11 protein-coding genes and 1 pseudogene are annotated in these 18,979 nt (G+C 72.2%); 4 read left to right on the plus strand and 8 right to left on the minus strand.

Translation table 11 applies throughout. The features are described 5' to 3' along the window. Positions 1–58: 58 nt before the first annotated feature. Both L3078_RS31060 and L3078_RS31065 read right to left on the minus strand, forming a co-directional pair. Entirely contained in the window at positions 59–2,464 is a 2,406-nt protein-coding gene (locus tag L3078_RS31060; protein WP_239757264.1) for an ATP-binding cassette domain-containing protein, read from the minus strand. A gap of 155 nt (positions 2,465–2,619) precedes the next feature. Beyond that, positions 2,620–3,027, minus strand: coding sequence for a VOC family protein (locus L3078_RS31065; RefSeq protein WP_239757265.1), 408 nt, complete (start codon positions 3,025–3,027; stop codon positions 2,620–2,622). 200 nt (positions 3,028–3,227) lie between these two features. Between L3078_RS31065 and ku the strand changes: the two genes are divergently transcribed. Then, positions 3,228–4,307 carry a non-homologous end joining protein Ku gene (gene ku / locus L3078_RS31070; RefSeq protein ID WP_468163123.1) on the plus strand — a complete coding sequence of 360 codons (1,080 nt, stop codon included), beginning with the start codon at positions 3,228–3,230 and terminating at the stop codon, positions 4,305–4,307. Between the two features lie 586 nt (positions 4,308–4,893). Here ku and L3078_RS31075 read toward each other — a convergent pair. Together L3078_RS31075 and L3078_RS31085 are read right to left on the minus strand one after the other, a co-directional pair. Continuing rightward, complete coding sequence (locus tag L3078_RS31075; RefSeq protein ID WP_239757267.1) at positions 4,894–6,159, minus strand: beta-ketoacyl-[acyl-carrier-protein] synthase family protein; 1,266 nt, start codon at positions 6,157–6,159, stop codon at positions 4,894–4,896. Between the two features lie 975 nt (positions 6,160–7,134). After that, positions 7,135–8,298, minus strand: a complete 1,164-nt coding sequence (locus tag L3078_RS31085) for a lysylphosphatidylglycerol synthase transmembrane domain-containing protein (RefSeq protein WP_420864123.1) — start codon at positions 8,296–8,298, stop codon at positions 7,135–7,137. 630 nt (positions 8,299–8,928) lie between these two features. Between L3078_RS31085 and L3078_RS31090 the strand changes: the two genes are divergently transcribed. Beyond that, positions 8,929–12,030: a SpoIIE family protein phosphatase gene (locus tag L3078_RS31090; protein WP_239757269.1), complete on the plus strand. Its 3,102-nt coding sequence runs from the start codon at positions 8,929–8,931 to the stop codon at positions 12,028–12,030. Between the two features lie 51 nt (positions 12,031–12,081). On the opposite strand, the gene L3078_RS31095 is transcribed toward L3078_RS31090, so the two are convergent. The 3 genes and pseudogenes from L3078_RS31095 to L3078_RS44800 form a co-directional block, all read right to left on the minus strand. Beyond that, the gene (locus L3078_RS31095; RefSeq protein WP_239757270.1) at positions 12,082–13,131 is read right to left on the minus strand and encodes a VOC family protein; all 1,050 of its coding nucleotides are present in this window, start codon (positions 13,129–13,131) and stop codon (positions 12,082–12,084) included. Further along, entirely contained in the window at positions 13,128–14,006 is an 879-nt protein-coding gene (locus L3078_RS31100) for an alpha/beta fold hydrolase (protein WP_239757271.1), read from the minus strand. Before L3078_RS31100 ends, L3078_RS31095 begins: the two co-directional genes overlap by 4 nt. Before the next feature lie 8 nt (positions 14,007–14,014). Then, positions 14,015–15,676: pseudogene (locus L3078_RS44800) on the minus strand (bifunctional 3-(3-hydroxy-phenyl)propionate/3-hydroxycinnamic acid hydroxylase). Positions 15,677–15,804: 128 nt separating this feature from the next. Here L3078_RS44800 and L3078_RS31120 point away from each other — a divergent pair. Beyond that, positions 15,805–16,470, plus strand: a complete 666-nt coding sequence (locus L3078_RS31120) for a TetR/AcrR family transcriptional regulator (RefSeq protein WP_239757273.1) — start codon at positions 15,805–15,807, stop codon at positions 16,468–16,470. Between the two features lie 625 nt (positions 16,471–17,095). After that, positions 17,096–17,443 (plus strand): hypothetical protein, encoded by a 348-nt coding sequence (locus L3078_RS31125; RefSeq protein ID WP_239757274.1) that lies wholly within the window; start codon positions 17,096–17,098, stop codon positions 17,441–17,443. 40 nt (positions 17,444–17,483) lie between these two features. Here L3078_RS31125 and L3078_RS31130 read toward each other — a convergent pair whose 3' ends face one another. Beyond that, entirely contained in the window at positions 17,484–18,848 is a 1,365-nt protein-coding gene (locus L3078_RS31130) for a hypothetical protein (RefSeq protein ID WP_239757275.1), read from the minus strand. Positions 18,849–18,979: the final 131 nt, after the last annotated feature.

Consider the following 18,979-nt stretch of genomic DNA (forward strand, 5'->3'; position numbering starts at 1 on the left):
GGGGCGCAGCCCCTGCTTTTCAGGGGCTGCGCCCCGTGGGGCGCGGGGAACCGCGCGGTCACGCCCCCACGTACGCCGCCAGGTGCTCGCCCGTGAGGGTGGAGCGGGCCGCGACCAGGTCGGCCGGGGTGCCCTCGAAGACGATCCGGCCGCCGTCGTGACCGGCGCCGGGGCCGAGGTCGATGATCCAGTCGGCGTGCGCCATGACCGCCTGGTGGTGCTCGATGACGATCACCGACTTGCCGGCGTCGACCAGCCGGTCGAGCAGCCCGAGCAGTTGCTCCACATCGGCGAGGTGGAGGCCGGTGGTCGGCTCGTCGAGGACGTAGACCCCGCCCTTGTCGCCCATGTGGGTGGCCAGCTTCAGCCGCTGGCGCTCACCGCCGGAGAGCGTGGTGAGCGGCTGGCCGAGGGTGAGGTAGCCGAGCCCGACGTCCGCCATCCGTTCGACGATCCGGTGGGCGGCCGGAGTACGCGCCTCACCCTCGCCGAAGAACGCCTCCGCCTCGGTCACCGACATCGCGAGCACCTCGCTGATGTCCCGGCCGCCGAAGCGGTACTCCAGCACCGACGCCTCGAACCGCTTCCCCTCGCACTCCTCGCACGTGGTGGCGACGCTCTGCATGATCGCCAGGTCGGTGTAGATGACACCGGCGCCGTTGCAGGTCGGGCAGGCACCTTCGGAGTTGGCGCTGAACAGCGCCGGCTTGACCCCGTTGGCCTTGGCGAAGGCCTTGCGGATCGGGTCGGCGAGTCCGGTGTACGTCGCCGGGTTGCTGCGCCGGGAGCCGCGGATCGGGGTCTGGTCGACCGACACCACGCCCTCCTCGGCCGGGATCGAACCGTGCACGAGCGAGCTCTTCCCGGAACCGGCGACCCCGGTGACGACGGTGAGCACACCGAGCGGGATGTCGACGTCCACGTTCTGGAGGTTGTTCGCCGAGGCGCCGCGGATCTCCAGCGCGCCCGTGGGCTTGCGCACCGACTCCTTCAGCGCGGCCCGGTCGCCGAGGTGACGTCCGGTGACGGTGTCGCTCGCCCGCAGCCCCTCCAGGGTGCCCTCGAAGCAGACCGTGCCGCCCGCCGTACCGGCGCCGGGGCCGAGGTCCACGACATGGTCGGCGATGGCGATCGTCTCCGGCTTGTGCTCCACGACGAGCACCGTGTTCCCCTTGTCGCGCAGCCGCAGCAGCAGGTTGTTCATGCGCTCGATGTCGTGCGGGTGCAGACCGATGGTCGGCTCGTCGAAGACGTACGTCACGTCGGTGAGCGAGGAACCGAGATGGCGGATCATCTTCGTCCGCTGTGCCTCACCGCCGGAGAGCGTGCCGGAGGCCCGGTCGAGCGACAGATAGCCGAGGCCGATCTCGACGAACGAGTCGAGCGTGTAGTGGAGCTTGGCGAGCAGCGGCGCCACCGACGCGTCCTCGATCCCACGCGCCCATTCGGCGAGGTCGCGGATCTCCATCGCGCAGGCTTCCGCGATGTTGAGCCCCTTGATCCGTGAGGAGCGGGCCAGCTCGCTCAGCCGCGTGCCGTCGCAGTCGGGACACACGGCGAAGGTGACCGCCCGGTCCACGAAGGCGCGGATGTGCGGCTGCATCGACTCGCGGTCCTTGGAGAGGAACGACTTCTGGATCTTCGGGATCAGGCCCTCGTAGGTGAGGTTGACGCCGTTGACCTTCACCTTGGTCGGCTCGCGGTACAGGAAGTCGTGCCGCTCCTTCTTGGTGTACTCCCGGATCGGCTTCTCCTTGTCGAAGAACCCCGACTCGGCGATGACCCGCACGACCCACCCGTCCCCCGTGTAGGTGGGGATGGTGAACGGGTCCTCGGACAGCGACTTCGTGTCGTCGAACAGCTGGGTGAGGTCGATGTCGGAGACCGTGCCCCGGCCCTCGCAGTGCGTGCACATCCCGCCGGTGCGGCTGAACGTCACCTTCTCGGTCTTGGTCTTGTCGGCGCCCCGGTCGACCGTGAGACCGCCGCTCGCCGAGACCGAGGCGACATTGAAGGAGAACGCGCCGGGTGGGCCGATGTGCGGGCTGCCGAGCCGGCTGAAGAGGATGCGCAGCATCGCGTTGGCGTCGGTGGCGGTGCCGACGGTGGAGCGCGGATCGGACCCCATCCGCTGCTGGTCCACGGTGATCGCGGTGGTCAGCCCGTCCAGCACGTCCACCTCGGGCCGGGCCAGGTTCGGCATGAAGCCCTGGAGGAAGGCGCTGTACGTCTCGTTGATCAGCCGCTGCGACTCGGCGGCGATCGTGTCGAACACCAGGGAGCTCTTCCCCGAGCCGGAGACCCCCGTGAACACCGTCAGCCGGCGCTTCGGGATCTCGATGCTGACGTCCTTGAGATTGTTCTCCCGCGCCCCGTGCACACGGATCAGATCATGGCTGTCGGCGGCGTGCGGCCCGGGAGCCTGCGCCTGCGCCTGCGTCCGCGCCCTCGTGGCCTTCGTCATCGTTCCTCCATCTGTTCGGGCGGGGCCGCATCCAAGGTCACGGTCCTCGCCGGAATCGCCCGTCCGGTTCCGCTCCGCCGGAAACGGCTGCCTCTTCGTACGACTACGACTACGACTACGACTACGGGACGAGGTCGCACGGCCGTCCTCGGATCTCAGACCTCGTGGACACGGATCAGGTTGCCCGCAGGATCGCGGACGGCGAAGTCGCGGACACCGTACGGCTGCTTCATCGGCTCCTGGACGATCTCGGCGCCGCCCGCCTCCAACCGCTCGAAGGTGCCGTCGAGGTCGGCGGTGGCGAGGAGGACCCGCGCGTACGTCCCCTTGGCCATCATCTCGACGATCATGCGCCGCTCGTCCTCGTCGACGGACGGGTCGACCGCCGGGGGCTCCAGGACGATGGACGTGTCGGGCTGACCGACCGGTCCGACCGTGATCCAGCGCATGCCGTCGTACCCGCCGTCGTTGCGCACCTCGAAGCCGAGGACGTCGCGGTAGAAGGCGAGGGAGGCGTCCGGGTCGTCGTGCGGGAGGAAGCTCGCGTTGATGGTGAGGTCCATGGCCTTCACGCTAGGCGCGCCCCACCCGCCCGCGCTTCTCGAATCCTGACCGGTGCGGGACCTCATCGGTGGCCGGGCCCGCCGTGCCGGTGGTGGGCCGGGGCGGAGGGGGTGCCCCGGCGGTCGACGGGCAAGGGCGGCGGGTCGGCGTTACGGTGTGGACAAACCGGAAGCAGGGACCCGAAAGGTGCGTGCTGCCCGTGCGATCCATCTGGAACGGCGCCATCTCCTTCGGCCTGGTCAGCATCCCGATCAAGCTGGTGAACGCGACCGAGAGCCACTCCGTCTCCTTCCGCCAGGTCCACCTGGAGGACGGCGGCCGCATCCGTTACCGCAAGGTCTGCGAGCTGGAGGACCGGGAGGTGACGCAGGGGGAGATCGGCAAGGCGTACGAGGACGCGGACGGCACGATGATCCCGATCACGGACGAGGACCTCGCGTCGCTGCCCATCCCCACGGCCAAGACGATCGAGATCGAGGGCTTCGTACCGGCCGAGAACGTCGACCCGCTCCAGGTGGACGCCGCGTACTACCTCGCGGCGAACGGGGTCCCCGCGGCCAAGCCGTACACCCTCCTCCGCGAGGCGCTCAAGCGCAGCGGAAAGGTCGCCATCTGCAAGTTCGCGCTCCGGGGGCGCGAGCGGCTGGGGATGCTCCGGGTGGTGGACGACGTGCTGGCCATGCACGGTCTGCTCTGGCCCGACGAGATCCGTACGACCGAGGGGGTCGCCCCCGATGCGAGCGTCACCGTCCGCGACAAGGAACTCGACCTGGCGGACGCCCTCATGGACACGCTCGGGGAGGTCGACCTGGAGTCCCTCCACGACGACTACCGCGAGGCGGTCGAGGAAATGATCGCGGCGAAGGCCTCCGGCGAGGAGCCGCCGAGCGTTCCGATGCCGGCCGCGGAGGGCAAGGTGCTCGACCTCATGGCCGCGCTGGAGAAGAGCGTGCGCGAGGCCAAGGAGTCGCGGGGCGAGGACGCCGACGCCGACGTCACCCACCTCGCGTCCCGGCCCACGCCCAAAGGGGCGCCCGGCAAGAAGTCCACCGCCTCAACCAGGAAGACGGCCGCCGCGCCCAAGAAGTCGACGTCCACGACCTCGGCACAGCCGGCGAAGAAGGCGGCGACGAAGAAGCAGACGCCGCCCAGAAAGACGGCGACGACGACGAAATCGACGACCACGAAATCCACGGCGTCGGCGAAGTCGTCGACGGCGAAGACCCCGGCGAAGAAAACCCCGGCAAAGAAAACAACCACCCGCAAACGCTCGGCGTGACCACCACGAAGGCCGCCCCACACCACAGCGGGCCACCACCAATTCCCGGACTCCGCCAGGGGTAGGGCTGCTCTTGGCTCTGGCCGTCGGTTCGGTTGCCGCCTGTCGGCCTTCGGTTCCGCTGCCCCTGGCTCTGGCCGTCGGTTCGGCTGCCGCCCGTCGGCCCTCGGTTCCGCTGCTGCCTCTGTCGAGCCCGCCCGCTGTCGAGCCCTGACCCCCGCCGAGCTCTCTCTGACGACCCCGCCCTCTGCTGAGTCCGCCCTCTGCCGAGCCCTGCCTCTGCCGAGCCCGCCCTCCGCCGCGCCCCCTCCTCCGCCCTCGCCGAGTCCTGCCTCTGGCCAAGCCTGGACTCCTCCGAGCCCTGTTCCCGCCGCGCTCTGTCTCCGCCAAGCCCTCTCTCCGCAGAGCCTGCGCACTGCCGGTCCCGCACTCGTCGAGCCCATACCCCGCCGCGCTGTCCCTCTGCCGAGCCCGTACCCAGCCCAGCCCACCCCTCCCTCTGTCGGCTCGTACCCTGCGGAGCCCGTACTCTGCCGATCCCCAACTCCGCCGCAACGGCGCCTTTTCGGCTGGCCGGCCCGGAGGGTCACGTGCGGCGTAGGGCCAGGACCGCGTTGTGGCCGCCGAAGCCGAAGGAGTTGGTGAGGGCGAGGTCGCCGTCGGGTGGGAGGGGGCGCGGCGCGGCGGTGACGAGGTCGAGGGTGATGGCGCGGTCCTGGTCGGCGCAGCCGATGGTCGGCGGGATGAGCCCGTGATGGAGCGTGAGCGCGGTGGCAAGGGCCTCCACCGCCCCGGCCGCCCCCTGAAGATGCCCGAGGTGCCCCTTGAGCGCCGTCACCGGCACCCGCCGCCCCGACAGCACCGCCGTCAGCGCGTTCGCCTCCGCGAGGTCACCGTCGACCGTGGCCGTGGCGTGCGCGTTGACGTGGACCACGTCCGTGGGGGACGCCGCCGCGTCCGCGAGCGCCCGCCGCAGCGCGAGCGCCACCCCCGAGCCCGACGGATCGGGCGCCGCCATGTGATGCGCGTCGGCGGACAGCCCCCACCCCGCCGCCTCGCAGTAGACCCGGGCCCCACGAGCCCGGGCGTGGTCCTCCGCCTCCAGCAGCAGGAACCCCGCCCCTTCGCCGTTCACGAACCCGTCCCGGTCCTTCGCGAACGGCCGGGACGGACTCGTGCCACCCTCGTCCAGCCCGTGCCGCGACAGCGCCCGCATCGCCGCGAAGGACGCCATGATCGCCGGGGTCACCACCGCCTCGGCCCCGCCCGCGAGCGCCACGTCCACCCGCCCGTACCGGATCCGGTCGACCGCCTGCCCGATCGCCTCGGTCCCGGAGGCACACGCACTGGTGACGGTCCGCGCCTCCCCGGTGATACCGAGGTCCAGCGAGATCTGCGAGGCTGCCTGCGAGGGCACGCACATCGGCGTCGTGAGCGGGGAGACACCGCGCGGCCCCCGGTCCCGTAACTGCCGGTCGCCGGCGACGAGCACCGAGGCGTCACCGAGGATCGCCCCGGCGGACACACCGACCCGCCCCGCGTCGAGGCCGCTGTCCGCGGTACCGCCGGGCGGGAAGCCCCCGTCCCGCCACGCCTCCCGCGCCGCGAGTACGGCGAACCGCGCGGCCCGGTTCATGCGCCGGGCCCGGGGCCGGGGGAGCAGCTCGGCGGGGTCCACCGGCACCGTCCCCGCGACCCGCACGGGTAACTCCGCGAACTCCTCCCCGTCCAACTCCCGTATCCCGCAACGCCCGTCCAACAGCCCCTGCCACAGCTCACCGACGCCCACCCCGAGCGGGGTGACGGCCCCCAGCCCCGTGACAACCACCCGACGCCCCACCGAATACGACACACGCCCTCCCCGACCTGCCAACCCCGCCCGATCCTCCTGCCCAGAGATAGTTCCCCCTTCAACTGCTCACTGCACCCCCCACAACCGCGACACGCGAGCCGCCACATGAGCGTTCGCGCGAAGCACGCACGAGGGGGGCGGCGGGGCACCCACGAGGGGCGGCGGCGGGGCACCCACGAGGGACTGCGCGCGGGGCACTCACGGGGGCGGCGCGCGGGGCACCCACGGGGGGGCGGCGCGTGAGGCACGCACGGGGGGGCGGCGCGTGAGGCACGCACGGGGCGCGGCGCGTGAGGCACGCACGGGGGGCGGCGCGCGGGGCGTCCACGAAGGCGGCGCGCGAGGCATCGCACGAGGACTGCGGTGAGGCGTCACGTGGCGGTACGTGAGGGGCGTCGCAGGAGGCGCGAGGAGGGGCGCGGCGCGGAGGGTGCCCCACAAGCCCATCCCGCCAACTCATCCCGCGCAGCACCCCCGGGCCCACGGTCCCCGGGCCCCGGCCCCCAGGCCCACGGCCCCCAGGCCCACGGCTCATGGCCGCCAGGCCCCAGCCCCGGCTCATGGCCGCGCCGGCTCACGGCCCCCAGGCCTCAGCTTCACAGCCCCCGGCTCACGGCCCCCAGGCCCCCGGCCCCCAGGCTCCAGGCACCCGGCACCCGGCCTGCCGGCCCCCAGGGTCCAGGCACCCGGTCTGCTGGCCTCCCGGGCCTCCCGGCCTCCCGGGCCTCCCGGACCCACGACCCCGAGGCCCACGACTCCACCCCGTGCCCCACCGCCCGGCGCCACCCTGCAGCGGCGGCTGATTGTCGGCATCCCGTCATGGCCACCGCCACCGCCACCGCCACCGCCACCGCCGCCGGGGGCCCCGCAACCCGACGACCACCCGGCCCTCGTACGCGCACGCCAGCCGCCCACTACCCACCCGACGAGCGCCCAGCCCCCGCCGCCCCCCGCTGCGCGCCCCCCGCGCTGCCCTCAGAGCACCTTCGCCCGTACCAACGCCGACAGGACAAGCGTGCCCGGCAGCAGGGGCAGCCAGACGGTGAGGACGCGGTAGCCGATGACCGTGGTGGTGGCGAGGGTCGCCGGCGCGCCGAACGCGACCAGGGTGAAGACGAGCGCCGCGTCCATCGGACCGAGGCCCCCCGGCGCGGGCACGGCCCCGGCGGCCGTACTGGCGACGAGGTAGGCGAAGAGCATCTGCGGCCAGGAGACGGGCAGCCCGAGCGAGGAACCGACCGAGGCGAGCACGGCCCCCTGGCACAGCGGGAAGGCCGCGGCCCCGCCCCACAGGGCGAGCGCGCGAACGGGACGGCTGTGCACGATCCGCGTGTCCGTGAGAGCGGAACGCAGCCCTCCGATCAACGGACGCCGCAACGGCCGTACGGTCGTGATCAGTGTGACCACGGCCGCGAGGCTGACGCCGGTGATCGCACCGACCAGGGCGAGCGTCTCGCCCTTCGGAAGGAGTTCGGTCAGGCGGAGCGTGCCCGGGAAGGCGACGACGAAGGCGACGATCACCAGGGTCTTGGCCACGGGTTTGACCGCGGAGTACAGCGCGAGGGACGACGTGGCCCGGGCGAGCGGGATGCCCCGGCGGCGCAGGAAGCGCAGGACGACGGCGTGGGCGCCTATGTTGCCCGGCAGCGCGTGCCCCGCGGCCCCGGCCGCGAACTGCGTCGCCAGCAACTGGCCCGGCGGCAGCCGTTCCGGCACCGCCCCCTGCCGTACGCAAGCGGAGGCCACCGAGCACAGGGCGGTGAAGAACACCCCGGCCAGCAGCCACCGCGGATCGGCCGAGGCCAGCCGGACCGCCCCGCCGTGCACGGTCCGCCAGTCGAACGCCGCCCAGGCGCCGAGCAGCACCAACGGCATCAGCGTGAGGGCCAACCGCAGCCGTCGGCCATTGGCGGCGGACCGGGCGGGTAGCAGCGCCCGGACCCTGCCGGGGAGCAGCGCGACGATCCCGGTCGGTCGGCAGGCGGTGGGCTGGGCGGGGGAGGGGTCGCAGGGGGCATCGCACGGCGGGGCGGTGGGCGCCGTCGCGTTCGTGGGGGTTGTGGGGTTCGTGGAGTTCGTGGGAACCGTGCGGTCGTCAGCCGTGGGCGTGGCGTGACTCGGGACCCGGGTGAGGTCCACGGGGCGAGCCGGGCTGGGTATCAGGTTGAGGGGGTCGGGGACCGGGGACGGGGTGGGCCCCGAGGGGGGCGGCGCGTCGAGCGGGAGCGGGAACAAAGGGCACGTCGTCCTTCCGCGTCGCGTCGGTACGGCGGGGGACCGCACCGACGGAGGCAGGGCAAGTCAAGAACGAAGGGAACCCCAGGACCGTTCCCACCCCAAATGACTCCCCGGTATGCACCGCCCGAACTCCTGCCACCGCCAGAACGACGACACCGCTTCCCAACAGCGACTCCGCCGTCCGGACCGGCCCGAACCCCACCACCCCACATGAGACACAAGTCACTCCCAGACCCCCCGTCGCAGGGCCCCGCGCTCGCCTTCGGCAACCGCCCGCAGACCGAGAAAACCAACGCACCGGCCCCCACGACTCAAGGCCCGGCGTCCCCACCCTCACCGGGCGCCGCCCTCACCCCACCTCCCGCGCGGCTTCATCCCCAGCCGGACGCGCTCCGTCGCTCCGACCGCGGCCTACCCAACCGGCCTCCATTGTGATATGCGTCACCCAAGGTCTAGGGTTGTAGCGCCTGGCAGGCGGCCCGTGGGTGCGTCCGGTGGTGGGGTGCGGCGGGTCGTGCGCGGGTGAGGGAAGTGAGCCCGTTGTCCGTCTCCTGGGACGACATCGGCGGTCTCGTCGATGCCCATGAACGTTTCCTCGCGGGGGCGCACGTCGACTCCGACGTCCGCGACCCGGTGCTCGACTCCTGGAAGCGCTGCCGTTCCGCCGGCCTCGAACCCCACCGGCTGCTGATCCCCTTCGTGCCCGACCTCGCCATGGAGGACCCCTTCCTGCGCGCCGCCGACCCGGTGCTCACCCAGCTCACCACCTCCCTCGCGAACGTCAGCATGACCGTCGTGCTCTGCGACGGACAGGCCCGCATGGTCCAGCGGCACGGCGGCGACCGACAGCTCCTCACCCGTCTCGACGAGGTGAACTTCGCCCCCGGCTTCTGCGCCTCCGAGGCCGCCGCGGGCACCAACGGCGTGGGCACCGCGCTCGCCGAGCGGCAACCCGTCCTCGTCCTCGGCCGGGAACACTTCGCCGACTGCCTCTCCCCGTTCGCCTGCGCGGGTGCCCCCGTCCGCAACCCGCTCAGCGGCCGCGTCGAGGCCGTCCTCGACCTCACCTGTCTGCGCGACGACGGCGACCCCGCCATGCTGCGGCTCGTCCGAGAGGCCGCCCACGACATCGAGGCCGCTCTCCTGGAACAGGCCACGGAACGCGAACGGGCACTCCTGGCCGCCTACCGCCGGGCCGCCCGCGCCGCCGCAGGCCCAGGCCCAGGCCCAGTGCCGGGTGCGGGCGCGGGTGCGGTTTCCGGTGGAGCAGCGGTCACAGGAACGGACATCTGGCCCCGCCAACCCGGGCGCCCACCCTCGGCGTGGGGCGACGACGGCCGGTACGCCGAGACCCTCGGGCGCGTCGACCTGGCCCTCCTCCGGGAGAAGGCCGAGGAACTCATCGCCTCGCCCCACCGCACCCTCGACGAGGTCACCCTCTCCGGCAACCGCGTCGCCACCCTCCTGCGCCGCCCGATCATGAGCGAGTCGGGCGAGACCGGCGTCGTCGTCGAGGCCCGCGTCCTGGGCGGCCCCCAGCTCCGCCACACGCGACTGACCACGCCCCCCGAAGCCCCGCCGGCGCAGCCCCCGACGCCACCGCGTCCACTCCGAGTCGCGACCGGGACGGCACCCGCGCCCCCCTCACCCCCGGGCCCTCCCACCGGACAACAGCCGTCCCCTCGCCCCACCCCCCGACCCACCACCGCCCCTCCACCCCCGACCGTCCTCCTTCGCCCCCGCGCCCCCACACCCCTCCGCCCCCGCCCGACACGCACGCCACCACCCACACCACAAACGACCCCACAAACGACCCCGACGCCGACCCCACAAGCCCCCTCGCGCCTCACCCCCACCCCCACCTCCACCCCCACCCCTGTTTCCTCCCTCGACCCCGCCCCCGACTCCCGGCTGCTGCTCATCGGCGAACCCGGGGTCGGCCGGCTCGCCGTACTCGCGCGCCGCCGGCTGGAGCTGCTGCACGACGCCGGAGTCCGCATCGGCACCACGCTCGACGTCACCCGCACGGCGGAGGAACTGGCCGACGTGGCCGTCCCCCGCTTCGCCGACTTCGCGGCCGTGGACCTCCCCGTCTCCGTCCTGCTCGGCGACGAGCCGGAGCCCCTCGGCCCCGGCACCCGGCTGCGCAGGGTCGCGCTGAGCGCCGTACACGAGGAGTCGCACCTGTACGGGGTCGGCGACCCGGTGCGCTACGTCCCCTCCACCCCGCAGGCCCGCAGCTGGGAGACCGGCCGCTCGGTGCTGGAACCCGTCCTCGCGGAGGCGGGCGGCTGGCTCGCCCAGGACCCGGCCCGGCTGGAGCGCGCCCTCGCCGCAGGCATCCACTCCCTGATCACCGTGCCGCTGCGCGCACGCGGCGCGACCCTCGGCGTCGTCAGCTTCTACCGCTCCGAGCAGCCCGCCCCGTTCGAGGACGACGACTTGTCCCTGGCCCAGGAACTGGTCGGCCGCGCGGCGATCTGCATCGACAACGCCCGCCGCTACACCCGCGAGCACAACACCGCCCTCGCCCTGCAACGCAGCCTGCTGCCGCGCGGCCGCCCCGACCAGAGCGCGGTCGAGGTCGCCTACCGCTACCTCCCCGCCCAGGCGGGCGTCGGCGGCGACTGGTTCGACGTCGTCCCGCTCTCCGGCGCCCGCGTCGCCCTCGTCGTCGGGGACGTCGTCGGCCACGGCCTGCACGCCGCCGCGACCATGGGCCGACTGCGCACCGCCGTCCACAACTTCTGCGCCCTCGATCTGCCCCCGGACGAACTGCTCACCCACCTCGACGACCTCGTCGGCCGCCTCGACCGGGGCGAGGGCTGGGCGGTGGAGAACACCCACGAGGACTCCGGCATCGTCGGCGCGACCTGTCTGTACGCCGTCTACGACCCGGTGTCCCGGCGCTGCACGCTCGCCCGCGCCGGGCACCCGCTGCCGGCGGTCGTCGCCCCGGACGGGACGGTGGACTTCGTCGACCTGCCCTCGGGGCCCCCGCTGGGCCTCGGCGGCATGCCCTTCGAGACCGCCGAACTCGAACTGGCCGAGGGCAGTCAGCTGGTCCTCTACACCGACGGCCTGGTCGAGGACCGGCACCGCGACATCGACACCGGCCTCGACCGGCTCCGTACCGTCCTGGCCCGCCCCGACCGCGCCCCCGAGGACACCTGCGAGGCGGTTCTCGACGCCCTGCTCCCGGCCCGGCCCTGCGACGACGTGGCCCTCCTCGTCGCCCGCACGAACACGCTGGGCCCGGAGCGGGTCGCCCAGTGGGACCTGCCCAGCGACCCGGCGGTCGTCTCCCGCGCCCGGGAGGCCGTCACCGGGCAGCTCGCCGCCTGGGGCCTGGACGACCTGGCCTTCACCACCGAGCTGGTGGCCAGCGAACTCGTCACCAACGCCATCCGCCACGCCACCGGCCCGGTCCAGCTCCGGCTGCTGCGCGACCGCGCGCTGATCTGCGAGGTCTACGACGGCAGCGGCACCTCACCCCGGCTGCGCCGCGCCCGCACCGAGGACGAGGGCGGCCGGGGCCTCTTCCTCGTGGCCCAGCTCACCGAACGCTGGGGCACGCGCTACACCCCCGACGGCAAGACCATCTGGACCGAACAGCCCCTGCCCCGACCGTGACGGCGACTCGACGCGGCGACTCGACTCGACGCGGCGATCCGACGCGGCGACTCAGTCGTCCGGGACGCCCGCCCCGCTCAGCGCGGGCACGGTGCTCTCCACCCGCGCCAGCGACCGCGCGCCCAGCCGGAACTGTTCGAGCTTGTCGACGATCGTCCGCCCGACCGGCCGGTGCCCCCAGACACTGATGCCCTGGTGGGTGCTGGGCTCCCAGGTGGACTCGTCGACGACGATCGGGTTCCAGCCCACCTCCCACTCGAAGCCCGACGGTGTACGGGCGTAGTACGACAGCTCCCTGTCGTTGGTGTGCCGGCCGACCGACAGGGCCATGTCGAAGCCGAGTTCACACACCCGCTGATAGCTGCGGGCGACGTCGTCGAGGCTCTCCACCTGCACGTTGAGGTGCTGGACCCGGGTGCGGACGGGGTCGACGGGCAGCCCGCGCACGGCGGCGATCGCGATCGAGTGGTGGCGTTCGTTCACCCGCAGGAAGCGAATCTTGAACTTGACGCCGCTGATGGTCTCGTCGATGTAGTCGGTCAGCCGCGCGTCGAAGACCGTGTCGAAGTAGCCCCGCAGCCGCGCCGGCCTGGCGGACGTGATCGCCACGTGCCCCATTCCCGACTCACCCGTGACGAACCCGGAGGCGAGCATTCGCAACGGCTCGTCGGAGATGACCGGCGTCGTGTAGATCTCCTGGGTGATCCTCTTGGGACCGGGGAACCGCAGCAGCCGTTCCACCCCGCGCAGCGCCGCCTCCTCGGCGGTCCCCACCCGGACGGGTACGCCGTGCGCGCGCACCCGCGCCTCGATCCGCTCGAACGTGGCGTGGTCGTCGAGGTGCCAGCCGATGGCGACGACGTCCTCCGCCGGGCCCCGCCGCAGCAGGAACCGGCAGGCGTGGTCGTCCAGCCGGAACCGCATCAGCCCGCTGTCGAGCTCGTCCCGGTGCATCCCGATCGTGTCGGTGCCGAACCGCCGCCAGTCGGCGAACCGCTCGGTCTCGACGACCAGGTACCCGAGGTGCACGGCCCCGAAGACCGAAGCGGCGTACGGCGCCCCGCTCCCTGGTGATCCGCCGTTCGGCGCCGCGACGCTCATCGTCGGCCCGCCAGGAAGTCCGCGCACAGCGCGTTGAACAGCTCGGCGCGCTCCCACTGCACCCAGTGCCCGGTGTTGGCCACCAGGTACAGATCGCAGTTGGGCATGCGCTCGGCCAGCATCCGCCCGCCGGACGGCCGGTTGACCTTGTCGGCGGCGCCCCAGAGCACCAGCGTGGGCACGGGCAGCCGACGCAGCCGGTCGTCACGGGTGAAGTCCATCCGCCACAGCGTGCGCAGCGCGTTCGGCCCCGACGGGCGGCGCAGCGGCGGGGCCGCCAGAACCTCGGGGTCGATGCTCGCCTCGTACCGGGCGTCGATCACCGAGTCCGGCACCTCGGCCGCGTTGAAGACCAGATGGTCGCGGATGAACCTCTCCAGCTTCAGCCGGGAGGGCCCGTCGCCGCCGTAGTAGTTCAGCAGGCTGTTGAGGCCCGGCGTCGGCAGCGCGCGGGTCGTGCCGTCGCCGCCGGGCCCCATCAGGACCATGCGGTCCACACGGTCCGGGGTGTCGAGGGCGAGGCGCAGGGCGCAGGCACCGCCGTAGGAGTTGCCGACCAGGTGGGCGCGTTCGAGCCCGAGGACGTCCATGGCCCCGCAGATGTGGTCGGCCAGATGCCCGAACGGGTCGGCCGCGTCGATGCCCTTGCCGCTCCGGCCGTAACCGGGCAGGTCGGGCACGATGACCCGGTACTCCTGGGCCAACTCCCCGATATTTCGGGTGTAGTTGGAGACCCCGGAGGCACCGGGCCCGCCCCCGTGCAGCAACAGGACGGGCGTCGCGTCGGGAGCACCCGCCTCCGAGACGAAGATCGGCTTCCCGGCGACGTCGAACAACGACTCGCGCATCCCGGGCAGTCGGGTCGATAAAGTCATGACGCTCCTCACGCGTGCTTCAGAGGGACGGCGGAAGATCCGGCGGCGACCTCGCTCACCCCGGGCCCTGGCCCTGGCCCTGGCCGGGGTCGCAGAACGAACCTGGTGGGCGGCGGCGGGAGTCGACGCCCCGTCGCGGCGGCGGCGTAGACGTACGCGTCCGGCCGCAGCGCGACACTCGTTGCCCGGTGCCGGGCCAGCCAGGCCCGCAACACACCGTCGCTGTCGACGACCGTGCCCTCGGCCGGCGCGGACCCGGCGGGTGTGACGACGAGCGAGGGGACCCCGGCCCGCTCCCACGCGGGCTGCGGCCGGGCCGCCCCGGCGTGCAGCACCAGCCAGCGCCCGCCGAGCAGATCGTCCAGTCGTACGCGCGTGCCGTCCGGCCCGGTCACCCACGGCTGGGTATCTGGTGCCCGGACGCCTTGGCGCGCGGCCGGGCTCGCAGTCCGTCGGCGTAGTGGGCGACGGGGATCCAGTGGGAGCCCTGCAGCCAGTCGGCGAACCCCGGTACACGGCCGAGGGCGCGCGCGGCAGTGTTCCGGACGCGGGTGACGGCCGACCGGCGCTCGGTGATGATCCGCCCGACGAACACCGCCCGCCCGGTGACCTCCTCGACGTGCGGCTTGCGCTCGGTCTCGTACGAGTCGAGCACCGAGTCGGGCAGTTCGCCCCGCAGTACGGCGTCGAGTTTCCAGCAGAGGTTGGCCGCGTCCCGCACGCCCGCGGCCATGCCCTGCCCGATCCACGGCGGCATGGCGTGGGCGGCGTCCCCGGCGAGGAACACCCGCCCGGACCGGAACCGGGCGGCGAAGCGCACATGGTGGCTGTAGACGGTCGCCCGGAGGATCTCGATCTGGTCGGGCCCGATCCTGTACGCGCCCACCATGGACCGGATCGCCTCATCGGTGACCAGGTACGTCTCGTCGTCGCCCGGCAGGATCGGGAACTCCCAGCGGTGGTGCCCGAGCGGCGTCGGACAGTCCACGGCCGGCCGGGCCGGATCGCAGCGGAACCGCAGTCTGTCGTGGTCCGGCCACGGCTTCAGCATCCTGGTGTCGATGACCACCCAGCGGTCCTCGTACGTCCGCCCCTCGTAGCCGATGTTCAGCTGGGCCCGACTGAGGCTGGACCCCCCCGTCGGCGGCGATCACGTACGAGGCACGCACCCGGCGCACGGAGTCGTCGGCGGTGCCGACCACCGTCAACTCGACCCCGTCCGCGTCCTGACGCAGCCGCAGGCACTCGTGCCGCAACAGGACCTCGACATGGGGGTACCGGTCCACGCCCTCCCTCAGAACCTGCTCCAGCGCCGGCTGGTAGAGGAACATCTGCGGCGGATGACCGTGACCGCGCGGCACAGGGGAGGCGCTGAAGAAGGTACGGCCGCGCGCGTCCACGAAGTCCAACGGCCGCTCGGCGAGCATGTCCCGCTTCAGCCGCTCGGCCAGCCCGATCCGCTGCCAGATCCGCATGACCTCCTCGTCCGTGGAGATCGCCCGGGCCCGCGCGTAGACCTCGGCGTCCCGCTCCACGACGACCACGCGCAGCCCCATAGACCCGAGCAGGTTGGCGGCGGTCACCCCGGTGGGCCCGTACCCGATGACGGCGACGTCGTACGAGCTGTCCGCCCTGTCCTGGACTCCACCCTCGGCGCTGATCGCACTCACGGGTCACCTCACTGTCAGTCCGGTGCTGCGGCTCTTGCTGTATCGATCACTACAATTGGAATAATCGCTACGGTAAGGTGGGTGTAGAAGTGGGGCAAGTGATGAGCGCGACAGGAAGGCCGCACCCGATGACCAGGCCGCAGCCCGCACGCAAGAAGCGAGCCAACGGGGTGGAGTCACGCCAGCGCATCCTCGACGCCACCGTGGAGATCGCCGGTGAACGCGGGTACGAGGGCACGTCGATCGCGGCGGTCAGCGCCAAGTGCGGGCTGCCCGCCAGCTCCATCTACTGGCACTTCAAGGACAAGGACGACCTGATCGCCGCGGTGATCGAGCGCAGCTTCGAAAGCTGGCTCGCCGCCGTGGAACTGCCGGGCGAGGAGGCGGGCACCCCGCTGGAGCGCGCCACCCTGATGGCGGACGCCGTGGCCAAGTCCCTCATGGACGCCCCGGACTTCCTCCGCCTCGGCCTCATGCTCGCCCTGGAACACCGCCCCACGGAGCCGCGCGGCCGCACGGTCTTCCTCCAGGTCCGCGACATCGCGAGCCGCAGAATCACGGCCGTCATCCACGACCTCTTCCCGACCCTGCACGACGATGCGGTCCGCACCCTCACCACATACGCCGTAGCCGGCGCCGACGGCCTCTTCATCCAACGAGAGATCCACGGCCCCGAGGTAGACCTCACCGCCCTGTTCGAACTACACGCCCGCTTGCTCTACGAGGCGGCGCTGAGCATGAGGGATGGGGCGGTGGTCGGCGGGAGCGGCGAGGCAGGGCCCGGCACAAGGTAGGCCTGACGGCAGCCGCGATGCGGAGGCTTTTATGTGTGGACGAGAGGGACTACGGCCACCTCCTCAACGACATACTCCACGAGGACGGCACCCCGGGTCCGAGCTGCCCGCTACTGCGCCCCGCACATGGAACCTGAGATCCTCTTCCGCCTCTCCCACCCCCGGCACGGCCCAGGCGTGACGGTCCCTGAGATCCTCGCGGCCACGGAGGCGGCGGCCCCGGCCTTGCAGATCGTCGAGAACCGCATCCGAGACTGGAAGCCTGCGGGAGAGGCGAGGCACGAGCCCGCCCCAGGGGCGCGGGGAATTGTGCGACAAACCACGACGAGCCCGCCCTCCGCGAACCACCCGTCCCACCCCGGGCGAACGCTACAACCGGGGCCGGTGGCGGGCGGCGGTGGCCGGGCCCGATGGCCGAACGCCGAAGGGGCGGAGCCCCTGGTGGCGGGACGGGTAGGGGCGGCGGGGTTGAGTAAACTCGCCGGGGAATAGCCCAGTTCACCCAGCCGACGAGCAGACCCAACCGCACGAAGCACATGAGGCACCGGATGACGACGCCCCCCACCATTCACCCGACACCACGGTGACCACAGACCGGCTGAACTCGGGCCCCACCCCCTGCCGAGTGACAGTCTGCAGAGACTGCTGCTGCGGCACCCCCAAACTTCCCGGCGTAGACCACGAGGCCCAGACCACCCGCCTCCAGTCCCTCGTCCCCACCCGCATCTCCACCTGCCTGGACGCCTGCGACCAGGCCAACGTGATCGTGGTCCAACCCTCCGCAGCCGGCCGAGCCGCAGGCGCCCGCCCCGTCTGGCTGGGCCTGGTCAACGACCCCGACGCCACCGAAGACATAGTCACCTGGGTCCAGTCCGGCGGCCCAGGCATCACCCCCATGCCTCCCATCCTCGATCTCTACGTCATCACCCCACCGGCCCGCAGGCCCGACCTGACCCGACCCGACCCGACCTGATCTGGGCGAAGCCGTCTGCCACTTCCCAGGACATACCGACCTAGCGCTCCACCCTGCCGCGCCCGCCGCGTCCACCCCGCCCGCCGCGCAACGACGACAGCACCAGGCGCCCGTATCTCGTGGTGAGTATGGCCCCCGTGACGGCGATGGACATGGCCAGCGCGATACAGAGGTGCGCGACGGAATCGTCGCCGAGGACCTGAAGGATGCCGAGAGCCGTCCCGAGGGGCAGGCCGAGAATCGTGAGAACGCCGAGAGCCCCGCTGATCTGCTGACTCTCCTGTGTCTGGATCAGCCTGCTGTAGTCAGCAGCTTCAGCGAGGATCTGGTCGAAACGGGCAGGCAGCCGGTACTGGTTCTGAAAGGCGAGGAGCAGATCGTTGGCCGTGCCGTGGGCGGTGAGGTGCTGGCGCCAATAGGTGCTGCGAAAGACAGCGATGCTCCTCTCCAGCGTGGAGACACGGCGGGCCAGCCGCGGGGCGGTGAAGGTCTCGGAGAGCTCGTCGGTGAGTTCATCGATGTGATCACGTTGCAGCGCGCCCAGAAGGAGCGCGTCGAGGTAGACGGTCCGGCAGTGCAGCGCACCGAAAGCGAAGAAGTCAGTGTCTCCTGTGTCCGCCCGGTGGCCGAGAAAGGCAGTGCCTTCACGGAGCACGAGGGCGCTCCAGTCTGCGGAGATCCTGACCGTGTCCTGGAGGAGGTTGCCCACGGTCTCGGGGGGTAGCGGGAAATCCTCCGGGGTGGAGCGTGAAGCCAGTTGCCAGAGCCAGCGATCAGCGGTGGCCGGTAGCTCCCCTTCGAGACCGTCCCGCAGGGCGGGGGAGTGGTGGGCAGCAGGGCTCAGGAAGGCGACGGTGTACGGCCGGACCGTGGCCGGCGACGCGCCGGGGTCGCGTGTCTCGGCGACCCCGGTAAGCAGCCGGGTTGGGTCGAAGGGACCGGAAAGGGGCCCGTCGGCGTCGTCCGACAAGCGCCCGGCGATGGCACGCAGCACGGGCATAAGGGGGCGGTCCACGGTGAAGTGCAGTACAGCGAGGGCGTGTTGAGGATTGCGGACGGTGGCTGCCCGGAGCACCTCCACGCCGAGCAGATGCATTCCATCGTGCTTGACATCGAGCGCCAGATGCCAACGGCAGGGCCGCCCGGGCGCCCCGTAGAGCGCGCGTGCGGAGGCGGGCGCGAAGTAGCTGGAGCGGGTCCGGGTATCGGTACGGCGGCCACCCACCTCGAACGGGATGGGACCCTGCGGCCACTCAGGGACGCGCAGTAGCCGTATGGGCAGGACGACGGTGAGTTCCTGACGCGCTCCGGTTACTTCGTCGACCGGTGGTGTGCCGGTAGTGATGTGCTCGGCATGACGGACCGTGGCCCCTTCGCGGTGTTCCGGAGCGTTGCGGTGTCCCACGTTTCCCCTTCCAGCGCTGGGTCGTCATCTGCCACACCTGACAGCCGAGGTGACACAGCCACGGCGCAGGCTATCGTGGCCGGTTGGGCGGCAGCCGCGCACGGCGGACTGCCTTGCTCCGACGACCCGTT

Source organism: Streptomyces deccanensis (assembly GCF_022385335.1).
Classification (GTDB): Bacteria; Actinomycetota; Actinomycetes; order Streptomycetales; family Streptomycetaceae; genus Streptomyces; species Streptomyces deccanensis.

Coding starts and splice junctions, on each gene's coding strand:
- L3078_RS31120 (WP_239757273.1), top strand. CDS start 15,805: ATGACCAGGCCGCAGCCCGCACGCAAGAAGCGAGCCAACGGGGTGGAG.
- L3078_RS31065 (WP_239757265.1), bottom strand. CDS start 3,027: ATGGACCTCACCATCAACGCGAGCTTCCTCCCGCACGACGACCCGGAC.
- L3078_RS31095 (WP_239757270.1), bottom strand. CDS start 13,131: ATGAGCGTCGCGGCGCCGAACGGCGGATCACCAGGGAGCGGGGCGCCG.
- L3078_RS31100 (WP_239757271.1), bottom strand. CDS start 14,006: ATGACTTTATCGACCCGACTGCCCGGGATGCGCGAGTCGTTGTTCGAC.
- L3078_RS31060 (WP_239757264.1), bottom strand. CDS start 2,464: ATGACGAAGGCCACGAGGGCGCGGACGCAGGCGCAGGCGCAGGCTCCC.